Annotated in this window: 13 protein-coding genes and 1 pseudogene; 6 read left to right on the forward strand and 8 right to left on the reverse strand. The window is 57.9% G+C overall.

What is annotated here, in order from left to right:
• Positions 1–7 precede the first annotated feature (7 nt).
• The gene (locus NL116_RS19505; RefSeq protein WP_494373623.1) at positions 8–595 is read right to left on the reverse strand and encodes a TetR/AcrR family transcriptional regulator; all 588 of its coding nucleotides are present in this window, start codon (positions 593–595) and stop codon (positions 8–10) included.
• Positions 596–744: 149 nt separating this feature from the next.
• Between NL116_RS19505 and NL116_RS19510 the strand changes: the two genes are divergently transcribed.
• The 4 genes and pseudogenes from NL116_RS19510 (at position 745) to NL116_RS19525 (ending at position 4,087) form a co-directional block, all read left to right on the forward strand.
• Positions 745–1,845: an alkene reductase gene (locus NL116_RS19510; RefSeq protein ID WP_494373624.1), complete on the forward strand. Its 1,101-nt coding sequence runs from the start codon at positions 745–747 to the stop codon at positions 1,843–1,845.
• Between the two features lie 54 nt (positions 1,846–1,899).
• On the forward strand, positions 1,900–2,688 hold the full coding sequence (locus NL116_RS19515) for an SDR family NAD(P)-dependent oxidoreductase (protein WP_494373625.1): 789 nt from the start codon (positions 1,900–1,902) through the stop codon (positions 2,686–2,688).
• Between the two features lie 84 nt (positions 2,689–2,772).
• Positions 2,773–2,913, forward strand: a pseudogene (locus tag NL116_RS19520) (alpha/beta fold hydrolase); the annotation flags it as partial.
• Positions 2,914–3,088: 175 nt separating this feature from the next.
• Entirely contained in the window at positions 3,089–4,087 is a 999-nt protein-coding gene (locus NL116_RS19525; protein WP_494373626.1) for an NADP-dependent oxidoreductase, read from the forward strand.
• 211 nt (positions 4,088–4,298) lie between these two features.
• Here the strand turns inward: NL116_RS19525 and NL116_RS19530 are convergent, their stop codons facing one another.
• From NL116_RS19530 to NL116_RS19545, 4 genes are all read right to left on the reverse strand, one after another.
• Entirely contained in the window at positions 4,299–4,682 is a 384-nt protein-coding gene (locus NL116_RS19530) for a VOC family protein (RefSeq protein ID WP_027925194.1), read from the reverse strand.
• Positions 4,683–4,773: 91 nt separating this feature from the next.
• The gene (locus NL116_RS19535) at positions 4,774–5,892 is read right to left on the reverse strand and encodes an S-(hydroxymethyl)glutathione dehydrogenase/class III alcohol dehydrogenase (RefSeq protein WP_494373627.1); all 1,119 of its coding nucleotides are present in this window, start codon (positions 5,890–5,892) and stop codon (positions 4,774–4,776) included.
• A 118-nt stretch (positions 5,893–6,010) separates the two neighbouring features.
• Complete coding sequence (locus NL116_RS19540; RefSeq protein ID WP_494373628.1) at positions 6,011–6,979, reverse strand: ABC transporter substrate-binding protein; 969 nt, start codon at positions 6,977–6,979, stop codon at positions 6,011–6,013.
• A 154-nt stretch (positions 6,980–7,133) separates the two neighbouring features.
• The gene (locus tag NL116_RS19545; RefSeq protein WP_494373629.1) at positions 7,134–7,970 is read right to left on the reverse strand and encodes a HalD/BesD family halogenase; all 837 of its coding nucleotides are present in this window, start codon (positions 7,968–7,970) and stop codon (positions 7,134–7,136) included.
• Positions 7,971–8,078: 108 nt separating this feature from the next.
• Between NL116_RS19545 and NL116_RS19550 the strand changes: the two genes are divergently transcribed.
• On the forward strand, positions 8,079–8,981 hold the full coding sequence (locus NL116_RS19550; protein ID WP_494373630.1) for a LysR family transcriptional regulator: 903 nt from the start codon (positions 8,079–8,081) through the stop codon (positions 8,979–8,981).
• A gap of 138 nt (positions 8,982–9,119) precedes the next feature.
• Here NL116_RS19550 and NL116_RS19555 read toward each other — a convergent pair whose 3' ends face one another.
• Complete coding sequence (locus NL116_RS19555) at positions 9,120–9,539, reverse strand: bleomycin resistance protein (protein ID WP_494373631.1); 420 nt, start codon at positions 9,537–9,539, stop codon at positions 9,120–9,122.
• 148 nt (positions 9,540–9,687) lie between these two features.
• Positions 9,688–11,547 (reverse strand): ABC transporter ATP-binding protein, encoded by a 1,860-nt coding sequence (locus NL116_RS19560; RefSeq protein ID WP_494373632.1) that lies wholly within the window; start codon positions 11,545–11,547, stop codon positions 9,688–9,690.
• Positions 11,548–11,960: 413 nt separating this feature from the next.
• Here NL116_RS19560 and NL116_RS19565 point away from each other — a divergent pair, with 413 nt between their 5' ends.
• A complete protein-coding gene (locus NL116_RS19565; RefSeq protein ID WP_494373633.1) occupies positions 11,961–12,791 on the forward strand; it encodes a type 1 glutamine amidotransferase domain-containing protein in 831 nt (276 codons plus the stop codon).
• A 210-nt stretch (positions 12,792–13,001) separates the two neighbouring features.
• Here the strand turns inward: NL116_RS19565 and ahr are convergent, their stop codons facing one another.
• Positions 13,002–14,033 (reverse strand): NADPH-dependent aldehyde reductase Ahr, encoded by a 1,032-nt coding sequence (gene ahr / locus NL116_RS19570; protein ID WP_494373634.1) that lies wholly within the window; start codon positions 14,031–14,033, stop codon positions 13,002–13,004.

Consider the following 14,033-nt stretch of genomic DNA (forward strand, 5'->3'; position numbering starts at 1 on the left):
TGTATCGTTATGGTGCGTTCACGTCATTGACCGGCAACGAAGCAAACATTTCAGCGCGGCACACCTCAAGGATCTCATCCGCCAGTGCGGAATCATCCGGGCAGGCACGCGACAAAAGAATCGCACCGACAGCACGAGACAGCAGGTCGATCATTTTCCTTCTCCCCTCACCCGAAGCGGCATCCGGCCCCGTCGGATATTTGTCCCCCAGTGTTTGCAGGGTGTGCTCGATCCCCTCGGCAAACGTCGCTTTCACATCATCCGATTGACGCGCCGCGTCGCCACACAACGCGGCCATGGTGCAACCGTTGCCGCGTCCGTCGCGATGTTCCCTTGTCACATAGACGTCGATGAAGCCTGGAACATCGAGCGATTCAGCACCTTCCAGCGATTTGGAAAGGCCACTGGCCGAGGCTTCGGCCATCAGGTCGGCCTTCGAACCGAAATGCTTGTAGAAACCTCCGTGGGTGAAACCGGCAGCCGCCATGAGATCCGATATACCGACGCCGTCGAAGCCGCGCTCACGGAACAGCTCAGAGGCCGTCTCAACGATGTGCTCCCGATTGGCCTGCGCCTGGGCCTTGGTCACTCTCACGTGCAATACCTCATGTCCACTGGAAAATCATGGGCGCAATGATACATAGATGTTGATCACAATCAAAACCGTTGACAGTTTAGATTTCGATCATCATCCTAATTGCACGCACCACCGACCTCCCTCAACAGGCACGGAAGACATACCCGATGACCGACCAGCATCTGTTCACCCCTTACACGCTTGGCGCCCTCACGCTGTCGAACCGTGTCGTCCTCGCGCCACTGACACGCAACCGAGCAGGCGAAGGCTTTGTGCCAAGCGAGTTCGCGGCCACCTATTACAGCCAACGGGCCAGCGCGGGCTTGCTGATCAGCGAGGCCACACAGATTTCCCGACAAGGCCAGGGCTATCAGGACACCCCCGGAATCTATACGCAGGCGCAGATAGATGGCTGGCGCACGGTGACCGACGCCGTCCATGCCAAGGGCGGAAAAATCTTCCTGCAACTGTGGCATGTCGGCCGGGTATCGCATGTTGATCTGCAAGAAAACGGCGCCGCTCCTGTGGCCCCTTCAGCGCTGCGCGCCGCCACCAAAGTGTTCGTCAACAACCGCTTTGAAGATGTCTCCGAGCCACGCGCCCTGGAGATCAGCGAACTGCCGGGAATCGTCACCGATTTCCGCCAGGCCGCGGCAAACGCTGTCGCCGCCGGGTTCGATGGCGTGGAAATTCACGGTGCAAACGGCTATTTGCTGGATCAATTCCTCAAGGACAGCGCCAACGTACGCACCGATGCTTACGGCGGTTCGATTGAAAATCGTGCGCGTCTGTTGCTCGAGGTGACGGCGGCCGTCGTCAATGAAATCGGCGCGGATCGCACCGGTGTGCGCCTATCGCCTGTGTCGCCGGCCAATGGCGTTTCCAGCAGTGATCCGCGGGCACAATTCGATTACGTCGTCGATCAACTCAACGCCCTTGACGTCGTTTATCTGCACGCAGTCGAAGGTGCAACCGGTGGCCCCCGCGACGTGGCGCCATTCGATTTCGGCGCCCTGCGCCAGCGCTTCAAAAACACCTACATCGCCAACAACGGCTACGACCTGGACCTGGCGACTTCGCGGCTCGCCGAAGACCAGGCCGATTTGATTGCGTTCGGTCGTCCGTTCATTGGCAACCCGGACCTGGTGGCGCGCCTCAAGAGCGGCTCGCCGTTGTCCGCCTTCAATCCCGCCACCCTCTATGGCGGTGGCGCGGCCGGTTACATCGACTACCCGACGTTGGCTGAATCGGGCGCCACCGCAAGCTGATCAATCCATGACTGCGCTTTTTGTTTTCACACATCCTGAAAGAGAGATGACCCCATGAGCACTCGCCCTACCGTCCTTATCACTGGCGCCTCCACTGGCATCGGCGCCGTTTACGCCGAACGCTTCGCGCAACGCGGCCACGATCTTGTATTGGTTGCCCGAGACCAGGCACGCCTGGATGCACTTGCAGCGCGCTTGCGCAGCGAACACGGCGTCGCCGTCGAATTGATTCCGGCGGACCTGACCCAACTCAGCGATCTGAAAACCGTTGAAGCACGCCTGCGCGACGACGCCCGTATCGGCATCCTCGTCAATAACGCTGGCGCCGGGCTGTCCGGCAACTTCATCGACCAAAGCACCGACAGTGTTGCGCAATTGGTCGCCCTCAATACCACCGCGCTGGTGCGGCTCGCCAGCGCCGTCGCCCCACGCCTGGCCAAAGCAGGCGAAGGCGCGATTATCAATATCGGTTCGGTAGTGGGCCTGGCGCCCGAGTTCGGCATGTCGGTCTACGGTGCGACCAAGGCGTTCGTGCTGTTCCTTTCCCAAGGCCTGAGCCTGGAACTTTCGCCCTTGGGTGTTTACGTGCAGGCCGTGCTGCCGGCCGCTACCCGCACCGAGATCTGGGATCGCTCCGGCATCGACATCAACACCTTGAACGAAATCATGGAAGTGGGCGATCTGGTGGATGCCGCACTGGTCGGTTTTGATCGGCGTGAGCCAGTGACGATCCCGCCGCTGCACGAAGCTGAACGCTGGGATGACCTGCAGACCGCACGTCAGGGCCTGCTGGGGCAGATCCGCCAGTCTGCGGTTGCCCAGCGCTACCAAATCCCAGAGTGATCTTTTTGTAGCGGACAACCAGCCAGGATTCGATGCAGGCGCCCAAGGCACTGCATCGAAAGCGGCCCGCTGTTCGGAGTAGACATGGCTCCCAAGAATACAAATAACCCCGCTGGCTCGCAGACATCGTTCGTCAATGCGGCGAACCAGTCGATCACGGTCAACGGCATTCCCTTCGCCTGTCGCGACCTCGGCCCCACAACCGGTGTGCCCCTCGTCCTGTTCAAGCCAACCGCATCCCGAACGCACAACTTGTGGTTTATGAGGATGCCGGCCACGGCGGCATTTTCCAGCACTACGCTGACTTTGTGGACAAGGCACTGACGTTCGTTGATGCCTGATCAACGCGACGCCGTAAGCTCCGCGCACCCCCATTCCAACCGACAAGGGCCGCACAACGATGAAGGCATTTTTAATTGATCGCTACGGCAAGAACACCGGGCGCATTGGCGAAGTCCCCGCCCCCGCGGTGGGTGCCCACGACGTCTTGATCGAGGTACACGCCAGCAGCGTCAACGTACTGGATTCGAAGATCCGCAAAGGCGAATTCAAACTGATCCTGCCCTACTCATTTCCACTGGTAATGGGCAATGACCTGGCGGGTGTGGTGGTTGAGGTTGGCGCGCAAGTGAAACAGTTCAAACCGGGAGATGAAGTTTATGCTCGCCCGCCAGAAACGCGGATCGGGACGTTCGCGCAATTGATCGCCGTGAACGAAAACGCAATCGCCCTGAAGCCTGCCAACACCAACATGGCACAAGCCGCGTCCGTCCCCTTGGTCGCACTGACCGCCTGGCAAGTGCTGGTCGAAACGGCCCGACTGAAAAAGGGCCAGAAAGTGCTGATCCACGCCGGTTCCGGCGGCGTCGGCACCCTTGCCATCCAGCTTGCCAAACACCTCGGTGCCTTTGTCGCGACCACCACCAGCACAGGGAATGTCGAATGGGTGAAGTCGCTGGGGGCCGATCTGGTGATCGACTACACACAGCAGAACTTCGAAAACGTCTTGCATGACTACGATGTGGTGTTGAACAGCCTGGGCGCGGACGTACTGGAGAAGTCACTCAATGTCCTCAAGCCCGGTGGCCAACTCATTTCCATTTCAGGACCACCCACTGCGCAGTTCGCGCAGGAGCAAGGCCTGTCCTGGCCATTGAAGCAAGTCATGCGCCTGCTGAGCCTCGGTATTCGCCGCAAGGCACGCAAGCGGAACGTGAGCTACGCCTTCGTGTTCATGCGGGCCAATGGCGCCCAGTTGCAACACATCACCGCGCTGATTGAAACCGGCATCATCAAACCTGTGGTTGACCGCGCTTTCACCTTTGAATCAACGGCAGAGGCATTGAAGTACGTCGAGCAGGGACGGGCCAAGGGCAAGGTCGTTGTAACGATCAAATGACTACGCTGCCTGTGGATGAGTCGACCACAGAGGCCGCTGAATCGATACCGGGGGGAGCTTTGACATGCAGTGACACCTTTGGCAGAGATGTCAGTGGTATCGCCCCTGCCCCAGGCCTTGGCAAATGACAGGATCGCTCGGGATTGAATGGCGACTTCTGCGATCGATAACGTCCTGTTACGAAGGGCAGCAGCCGCCGCTCGAATAAAGCTTAGGCAGGCTTGAAACAGTACGCGGCCAGTTTGTTACCGTCGAGGTCCCGGGCATAGGCAGCATAAGCATCGGGTGCCCAGCCTCGTGGCCCCGGAGCGCCTTCGTCGGTGCCGCCACAGGCCAGCGCTGCCGCGTGGAAAGCGTCGATGGCGGCGCGATTCGGTGCTTCAAAGCTGACAGTGACACCATTGCCGACGCTGGCGGGAGCGCCGTTTGCCGGTTTCAGCACGAAAAAGGACGGGGCATTTTCACCCCAGATCGAGCCATTGTCTTCCAGATCAGCGATGCGTTTCTGGCCGAGTGCGCCGAGTACGTTGTCGTAAAAACGGCGAGCCTTTTGCAGATCGTTGGTACCGACGGTGACGTGAGTGAAGATGCTCATTTGATGCTCTCTTTGGTAGAAATTCAGTGGATGGCTATTGCCGTTTCGACCGGACATGACGCGTCTAGTGATCATCGCCGGGCCGATTGAATCAGCGATCGAAGTGGATAACGGTGCGAATACTCTTGCCTTCATGCATCAACTCGAAGGCCTTGTTAATGTCTTCAAGTCCCATCGTGTGGGTGATGAAGGTGTTGAGCGGGATTTCGCCGGCCTGGGCCTTCTCGACGTACGTGGGCAATTCACTGCGGCCTTTTACACCGCCGAAAGCAGAGCCGCGCCAGACGCGACCGGTCACGAGCTGGAACGGACGGGTGCTGATTTCCTGGCCCGCGCCAGCGACGCCGATAATCACCGACTCGCCCCACCCTTTATGGCAGCACTCCAGGGCCGCGCGCATAAGATTGACGTTGCCGATGCATTCAAAGGAGTAATCCACGCCGCCTTCAGTCATCTCGACAATCACGTCCTGAATAGGCTTGTCGTGATCCTTCGGATTGATGAAGTCGGTAGCGCCCAACTGCCTGGCGACTTCGAACTTGGCCGGGTTGATATCAATCGCAATTATTCGACCGGCCTTGGCCATGGTCGCGCCGATGATGGCGGCCAGGCCGATGCCGCCCAGACCGAAGATCGCCACGCTGGCGCCCTCCTCCACTTTTGCCGTGTTGAGCACCGCGCCAATGCCGGTCGTCACACCGCAACCGAGCAGGCAGACCTTGTCGAGAGGGGCGTCCTTCGGAATTTTGGCCAGGGAAATTTCCGGCAGCACGGTGTACTCGGAGAACGTCGAGGTGCCCATGTAGTGGAATATGGGCTGGCCTTTGTAAGAAAAGCGGCTGGTACCATCGGGCATCAGGCCCTTGCCCTGCGTCGCACGGATCTTCTGGCACAGGTTGGTTTTGCCGGAGGTGCAAAATTTGCACTCGCCACATTCGGGGGTGTACAGCGGGATCACATGATCGCCCACCGCCAGGGAAGTCACCCCCTCACCGACCGCCTCGACGATACCGCCGCCTTCGTGGCCAAGAATGACCGGGAAGATCCCTTCGGGATCGGCACCGGACAAGGTAAACGCATCGGTGTGACAGACACCTGTTGCAGCAATGCGTACCCGTACCTCACCGGCTTGCGGCGGTGCCACATCGATTTCCACAATTTGCAGTGGCTGGTTCGCCGCGAAGGCGACGGCCGCTCGTGATTTGATCATGTTCGTAATTCCCGGACGCGAAGAAGAGCCGCCTCTGTGCAGAAGCAGTAAAAACCAGCAGTGAAAGTGAGTTCAGAGGGGTGTTACAAAGGGCGGGCATCCGTGCCCCCAAGACAGGTTAGAGCGCTGCCTCGATCTTTTTTGCCGCGGCGTCATCTACCCAGGCGTGCCAGATTTCCGGGTGTTCCTTGAGGAACATTCTGGCCAGCTTCGGAGATTCGATGCGTTCGCGGGTCATCCTCGCCAGGTTCTGATTCAACAGATCGATAGGAATGTTGACCTTCTGCAGAACCGCGACCAGTTCAGGCGCCTGTTCATGAAAAGGCTTGGAGAGTCCGACCATGGTGACGACGTCTTTGTTGGCCCCGGTCTTTTCTTCCAGTCTGATTGCGTCAATCTGCCCCATCAGCGGCGTTGGTGACCAGTAGTAGAACAGGACCGGCTCGCCGCGCTTATAGCTGGACAGGACAGCCGCATCCAATGCGGCACCCGTGCCGGGACGGAAATTCGTGAAGGTGTTTTCAAGACCGTACTCTTTCAACATTTCGGTATTGTCCTGTTCACAAATCCAACCCGCAGGACAGTTGTAGAAGCGGCCTTTGGATGGCTCCTCCGCATCGTGAAAAACGCTCGCGTACTTGCTCAGGTCAGCGACTGTCTTGAGGTCAGGCGCTGGCGCCGGCCGGTTACGTTTAGCGTCCCCCTCAACGACATAGCGCGGTACATACCAGCCCTGAGTCGCACCAATAATAGGCGCGCCAACCCCGATGACCTTTCCGGCCGCCGCGGCCTTTTTCCAGACCTCGCTGCGTTCCATCCACTCTTCACCAAACACCTGAATGTCATTGCCGGCCAGTGCAGTCTCAAGAATGATGGTGTTGCCCACCAACTGATCCGTTGCACAGCCATAACCGTCCTTGAGCACGATCATCATGATGTCGGTCAGGAGCATCCCGCTCTCCCAATTCAGGCCGGCAAATTTCACTGGCTTGCCCGACTCACACCATCCTGAGGCCTGGCTTGAAGCACTACCCACGAGCAAGCCAAGGGTGAGCAACGAGGCCAGCAACTTCTTCCTGTTTTTCATAATCAGACGCTCCGAATCATTATTATTGGGGGCAGCGAACTGTTGTGTGCGACACAGGAACAAACGAGTCCATCAGATTTAGCATGGACAAGTCTGTGCGCAAACACGTAAAGCGAAGGCGTGAATCAATTGCGTTTATTGTTATTGGCGAAACCTAAACCGGATCGACGGAGGTGCGCCCGTAGAACAGTTGACGGGCATAGGCACTGAATTCAACGTTAGGCTGGTCGACGTACGCGAACACTGCATTGAGCCTCAGTCGATCCCCTTCCACCGGCGTCACCCGGTGCAATGAATAGCGGCCGCGGAACAATGTCAGGGTGCCGGGCACTTGAGGCAAAACCTCAATCTGCTGTGTGTTCGGGTCATCGAGAAATTGCCTGACCGCGTCGTAACAATCGTCATTTTCATTGCGCAGCATGCGCACGTACTCAAAATCCCCACCGGCGTTCGCCGCCTGGAGGGACAGCGTGACGCTGAAGTCGGAACGGTCAAAATGCCATCCCAACTGCTGTCCTTCGGTGAAGCCCTGCAAGTTAAGGGCGGCTAACGGATCGGCGTGGCGATAGAGCGCGTCCAGAGCCAATACATCTTTGATGAAGGCAAGGACTTCTTCCGACTCGTAGATCTGCCTGATCAAATGCTCGGCCGGAATATCGGCATAGGCAACGGTGTCTTTGGCCGTGTTCATCAACCGTCGAAGTGGGTGTTCCGGATCAACGCTTTCCTCTTGAGGTTTGAAGTAAACCGTATGGTTTTCCCGAAAATGAAACATGCGCGAATGCAGGGCAAGCGTCTGATCCGCCATCACCACAACTGATGGATCACGAACAAAACCCGGGAAAATCGCCACGCCGTCTTCTCCCAGCAATGACTGACTTTGAGCAACCAGTGCGAGGTACGCGGCACTGGTGCGGTCAGTAATGGGATAGCGCTCGAGGTCGATGATATCGCCCAGGGTCAGTGCAGGTGTAAAAGGCAGGGTAGTCATTTTTGTTGGTCTCCAGTGGCTCTGCTGGATTCAGATTGCATCGGCGCAAAAAACAAGTCACGCTCATAATTTTACGCAATTTCGTGAATTATTTTCAGGTCGCTCGCCATGAGACTCACGCTGGATCACCTTGTGATGTTGAAAACCCTGTCGGAGGTGGACTCGGTAACGGCCGTTGCCGAGCGTTTGTGGCTGACGCCCTCGGCAGTCAGTCATCGTCTGCGGGAAGCAGAGCGGCGGCTGGGTGTCAGCCTGACAGAAAGATCAGGAGGAAAACTCAGACTCAGCCCTGCTGGCGCGCGTCTGGAACGAGCCGCCAAAGACATCATCGCGATACTCAATGAAGCCGAGTCCGAAGCCAGGTCCATGGCCGGTGGCGTTACAGCGTTTGTACGCATGGGCGTCACTTCCTACGGCCCGTTTCGCTGGATTCCAAAATTCATCAAACACTACTCAAGTCTGCGGCCAGACATCGAAATCACACTGGTGACCGTGCCCCGTAGTGATGTTTACGCGAGCCTGATGCAAGGCAAACTCGATGTGTCCATCATCGATGACGGCATGGTGCCAAGTGGCGTCGCCAGGTTGCCGCTTTTTCGGGATGACTTGATTGCGATCATGGCAACCGATCATCCCCTTGCCGGAAGGAAAAATATCTACGCACAAGACTTCAAGACCTACAACCTCGTGACATATTCGACCGATCGCGCCAGCGGCTGGGAATATGACCGGTTCTTCGCCCCCGCCAGCATCTTGCCGCGCCGCATGATTACGGTGGAGTTGATCGAAGCCATCGTCGAGTTGGTGCGCTCAGGCTACGGAATCAGCATCTTGCAACGGGATTTGGTGACCCCCAGCCTTGAGCGCGGGGAGCTGGCGTGGGCGGCACTGAATGACGGTCTGGATATCGCCTGGAACGCCATTATTCGTCCCTCGGAACGGGAAGACGGTGAGGTCCATAAAATGGTTACAGAGCTTGATACCTGGATTAAAGAAGCAGGAAAACCCTGAACACTGATAATCGCTGTTAGCGTGGGAAATGGTTGTTCGGGTCGATGACTGTCCTTGGGATCAGGCAGAAAACGACCCATTGCGGTCTTTGAATATTCAAAATAGTGGGGTGCAGCATCCTGGTGCAGGTTCTTGATGCTAGACGGCTCTGAAACCCAGGCTTTGAGAGAACCGCAACAGGTAGCCATCCGGATCGAGCACCAGGAAATTAAGCTCGCCGTGCAGGCGCTCATTATCTCGGTACCAGCATTCTTCAATGCATCGACGCAATTCAAAACCCGCGTCTTCGATGGCCCGGGCCAAAGCTCTGGTATCAGAGCACTGAATCGAAAGATTCATCCCTCGGCCATAGGGAGATAATAAAGGGCCAACACGCCACGGAGACTCTTCCAGGTCATCCTGCTCCAGCATCAATTGGCTCCCTTGAAAGGAAAGGAAGGCGAATTTGTCTTCTGGCCGTTCGTATTCAATCTGGAAGCCCAGGATCAAGCAGTAAAAATCCAAGCTTCGTTTTAAGTCAGAGACAATCATCTCTGGCACCAGTGTGTTCATCTTCATAACGGACTCCTTGTCGTTGACAACGCACCTTCAAGCAGTGGGGTGGGCTGTCCATTTCTACTTGGCACGGTTTGTATCACGATATCTGCCTTTGACCAGCCCTTGCGAAGTCGCATTGGCCGTACCGCTTGCTGCGCACCCCTCTCGCTTACACCTGATCCATCGCCTCGGCCAGCCCCATATCCTCACCCAAAAACCCGCCGCTTTGATGCTGCCACAGCCGCGCATAAACGCCGTTCTTCTCCAGCAATTGGTTGTGAGTACCCTCTTCGATGATGCGTCCGTCATCCATGACGATGAGCCGGTCCATGGCCGCAATCGTGGACAGCCGATGGGCGATGGCGATCACGGTCTTGCCCTGCATCATTTCATCAAGACTTTCCTGAATGGCCACTTCGACTTCCGAGTCCAGCGCGCTGGTGGCCTCGTCAAGCAGCAGGATCGGGGCGTTCTTGAGCATCACCCGGGCAATCGCGACGCGTTGGCGCTGGCCGCCCGACAGCTTGATACCGCGCTCACCCACGAGGGTGTCGTAGCCGGTGTGGCCGTGCCGGTCGCTCAGTTGGCTGATGAACTCGTGGGCCTGGGCATTGGCCGCGGCGGTGCGGATTTGTGCGTCGCTCGCATCGGGACGGCCATAGGCGATGTTGTCGCGAATGGAACGGTGCAGCAGCGAGGTGTCCTGCGTAACCATGCCAATGGCGCTGCGCAAGCTGTCTTGCGTCACGTGTGCGATGTTTTGGTCGTCGATACGAATCTCCCCGCTGTCGACGTCATAGAAGCGCAGCAGCAGGTTGATCAGCGTGGATTTGCCGGCGCCGGAACGGCCCACCAGGCCGATTTTTTCGCCTGGGCGAATGCTCAGGCTCAGGCCGTCGAGCACCTGACGCTCGCCACTGTAGTTGAAGCTCACCTTATCGAAGGTGACCGCACCGCCAGAGGTCACCAGCACGCCCGCGTCCGGGGCATCCTTCACCTTGGGTCCACGGGTAAAGGTGGCCATGCCATCCTGCACGGTGCCGATGCTCTCGAACAGCGAAGTCATTTGCCACATGATCCAGTGCGACATGCCGTTGATCCGCAACGCCATGGCAGTGATGGCCGCCACGGCACCTGCGCCGACCTCACCCTGGTGCCAGAGCCACAGCGCATAGCCACCGGCGGCCATGATCAACGCCACCACCAACGCCTGGTTGACGATCTCGAACTGGCTGACCAGGCGCATCTGGCGAAAGCCGGTTTGCTTGAAATCCTCCATCGCGGCACGCGCGAAATGCGCTTCACGATTGGAGTGGGAGAACAGCTTCACCGTCGTGATGTTGGTGTAGGCGTCGGAGATACGCCCGGTCATCATTGACCGCGCATTGGCCTGTTCCTGTCCGACTTTCCCCAGGCGCGGCACGAAGTACAGCATGGCCAGTCCGAACAACGCGACCCAAGCCACGAAAGGCAGCATCAGTTTCAGGGCGAAGCCACCGGCGAGCGCGATGATCGCGATGAAATACACCCCGATCCCGGGGGCGATCTCGATCAGGGTGAACAACACGTCGCGCACGGCCAGTGCCGTCTGCATCACCTTGGTCGTAACCCGGCCGGAAAACTCATCGGAAAAAAACGAAAGGCTCTGGCGCAGCATCAGGCGATGGAAGTCCCAGCGCAGCCGCAACGGCAAGTTAATCGCCAAGATCTGGTGCTGCACCATGGTGCGCAACGCCACGAGCCCGACACTGCCCACCATGACGATGCCCATGCCCCACAGCACGCGACTTTCCTGCGCCGCCGCTTCACCGCCCGCCTGCCAGGTAGACAGCAGATCCACGACCTGCCCGAGGAAGGAAAACAGCCAGGCTTCGTAAATCGACACCGCGGCACTGAGCAGCGCCAGCGCAAGGATGTAACCGCGGGCGCCGCGCGTGCAAGCCCACAGGAAGCGAGTCAGGCCGCTAGGTGGTGGAGGTACCTCGTCAGGAGGAAAGGGGTCGAGTCTTCGTTCAAACGCACCAAGCATGGTGTTCTCCAAAACGATCAAGTTGAGGGGATTCTGCCATTGAACGGTTGCTTTGAGGGTTTTGCGAGGTTGAGGTATGAGCTGTTGGCAGGTTGTTCCAAGGGTCCGTCTGGAGGAGCGAGCGCGCTGGCTGCCTGATTCAGGCGGGTGAAGCCCTGCCCTGTTCAGTAATCCGTCGATCGGCGCCCCCCCTGGATCAGATTCTATCTCTGCTCTCCGATACCCTTCCAAAAGCCAAGACCCTGGAACAATTGGCGCGGCCGTTGCTGACCCTGCTCAGCCGGGTTCAGCGACAGTAAGCCTCCAACAATTGATTACTCAATGTAATAAGTGAAATGCAATTCAGGGGGCTCTACCCCCGCCCGCTCTAGTAATAAGATGGCTCCGTCAAACCATTCCTACTGGAGAAACGTGTGAAAAAAACCATTATTGCCGCCCTGTTAGCCGCTGCTGCCAACTATGCCAATGCCGGCACGGTATTGGTTGTACTGTCGGATCAGGATCAACTGGACCTGAAAGACGGGAAAGTCATGCAGACAGGTTTCTTCCTGAACGAATTGATGCAACCGGTCCAGACCTTCATCGCGGCGGGCCAAACCGTCGTATTTGCCACCCCGAGCGGCAAGGCGCCAACCGCGGACCAGAAATCCAATGATGTGAGCTTCTGGGGCGGCGATGAAAAGGCCCGTCAGGAAAGTCTCGCGCTGCTGGACACGCTGAAGCTGACCTCAAAGAACGGCTCCCCGGCAATCAGCTTCGCGCAGGTTCAGAAAATCGGCTACGACAAGTTCGATGCCGTATTCGTGCCTGGCGGCCATATCCCGATGCAGGATCTGCTGAAGGACAAGCAACTGGGCCAACTGCTGACCAACTTCCATGAAAAAGGCAAGATCACCGGCTTCACCTGCCATGGCACCATCGCCATGTTGTCGGCGATCCCGGACGCACACGGTTTTGTCTCTGCGCTGGAATCGGGCAAACAGCCGGCAGCGCCAGCCAATTGGATTTACAAGGGCTACAAAGTCACCGCCTTCACTGACGCGGAAGAGGAGCAGGCCAAAGGTTTCCTCGGCGGCGGTCATATGAAACTGTTCCCACAAGATGGCCTGACGGCAGCCGGTGCTAACTTCTCCGAAGCCAAGCCATGGAGCGAGAACGTGATCGAAGACCGCGAAGTCATTTCCGGCCAAAACCCTCAGTCGGCCAAGGCAGTCGCCGTGGCCATGCTGGCGAAACTGAAGTAATCCTGGCTGTAAGTGCTACGGGTCGATCTTCAGCGGTTTGCGAAGGGCGGCCTGACGCCAAGGGGTTAAAACACTGCGGATTCAATCGCCGTGAACCGACGCACGCGAGGCCTGAGTCAGGGCGATTTGCGGAGGGTTTGCAAAGCTAGCCGGGGAAGTACAAACACTGGTGGTGACGGCGCGAGGGGTTTTACCCTGCGCGCCGATTGGTTACTTGCTGGCGTCCAGCACTACGCGATAGCGAGCTTTTCCGCTGCGTAGATGTTCGATGGCGTTGTTGACTTGGCTCATGGGAAACATTTCTACCTGCGGCAGGATCTGATGACGTGCGCAGAACTCCAACATGGTCGCCGTGTTACCGGGCGAGCCAATTGGCGAGCCGGACAAGCTTTTTTGTTGTGGAATCAGGTTGAAGACATGCACAGGGATAGCGCTGGGCGCAATGCCTACAAAATGCAGGCGTCCTTTGCCGCGCAGCGTTCCAAGCATCGCCGGCCAGTCCAGGTCTGCACTGGCGCTGATCAGCAAGAAATCCAGGGTGCCGGCAATGGCATTCAACGCAGTACTGTCGGTCGAGGCGACTACGTTGTGTGCTCCCAGTCGCTTGGCTTCGTCTTGCTTGGTCAGTGTCGATGTAAAAGCCGTGACTTCGCACCCCCAAGCGTTGAGGAAGCGTAGTGCAAGATGACCGAGCCCTCCTATACCGACGACACCGACCCGGTCAGTGGGTTTGACGTTGAACTGCAAAAGCGGATTGAACACCGTCGAGCCTGCGCAGAATAATGGTCCGGCCATGGCCGGATCGAGTTCTTTCGGTAGTGGAACGGCCCAAGCCCAGTGCGAGCGCAAGCGATCGGCGAAGCCACCGTTGCTGCCGATGATGGTGGGTTTTACGGCGCCGCATAGGTGATGCGAGCCACTCATACACGACGAACAATGCATGCAACTGCCCTTGTACCAACCAATCCCCACTCGTTGCCCTATTTCGAGACTGCGTACTTGGGAGCCCCTTCGTACGATACTGCCTACCGCCTCATGTCCCGGGATGAATGGGTATTGGGTCAGGCCCCATTCGTTATCGATCATCGACTGGTCGGAGTGGCAGACGCCACAATACTCAACTGAGACTTCCACCTCTTCGTCCCCCAATGGGCCGGGATCGTAGCTATGGCGTTCTAGTGGAGCGCCGGCCCCTGTTGCGGCCCAACCAGTGAAGTGAGTGCTTTGGGTACTGTTACTCAT

The sequence above is a fragment of the Pseudomonas sp. FBCC-B1667 genome, from assembly GCF_059133255.1.

Bases quoted from the DNA above. Each gene is read 5' to 3' on its own strand.
- NL116_RS19560 (WP_494373632.1), bottom strand. From the start codon at position 11,547: ATGCTTGGTGCGTTTGAACGAAGACTCGACCCCTTTCCTCCTGACGAG.
- NL116_RS19530 (WP_027925194.1), bottom strand. From the start codon at position 4,682: ATGAGCATCTTCACTCACGTCACCGTCGGTACCAACGATCTGCAAAAG.
- NL116_RS19525 (WP_494373626.1), top strand. From the start codon at position 3,089: ATGAAGGCATTTTTAATTGATCGCTACGGCAAGAACACCGGGCGCATT.
- NL116_RS19535 (WP_494373627.1), bottom strand. From the start codon at position 5,892: ATGATCAAATCACGAGCGGCCGTCGCCTTCGCGGCGAACCAGCCACTG.
- NL116_RS19515 (WP_494373625.1), top strand. From the start codon at position 1,900: ATGAGCACTCGCCCTACCGTCCTTATCACTGGCGCCTCCACTGGCATC.
- NL116_RS19510 (WP_494373624.1), top strand. From the start codon at position 745: ATGACCGACCAGCATCTGTTCACCCCTTACACGCTTGGCGCCCTCACG.
- NL116_RS19550 (WP_494373630.1), top strand. From the start codon at position 8,079: ATGAGACTCACGCTGGATCACCTTGTGATGTTGAAAACCCTGTCGGAG.
- NL116_RS19555 (WP_494373631.1), bottom strand. From the start codon at position 9,539: ATGAAGATGAACACACTGGTGCCAGAGATGATTGTCTCTGACTTAAAA.
- ahr (WP_494373634.1), bottom strand. From the start codon at position 14,033: ATGAGTAACAGTACCCAAAGCACTCACTTCACTGGTTGGGCCGCAACA.
- NL116_RS19540 (WP_494373628.1), bottom strand. From the start codon at position 6,979: ATGAAAAACAGGAAGAAGTTGCTGGCCTCGTTGCTCACCCTTGGCTTG.
- NL116_RS19545 (WP_494373629.1), bottom strand. From the start codon at position 7,970: ATGACTACCCTGCCTTTTACACCTGCACTGACCCTGGGCGATATCATC.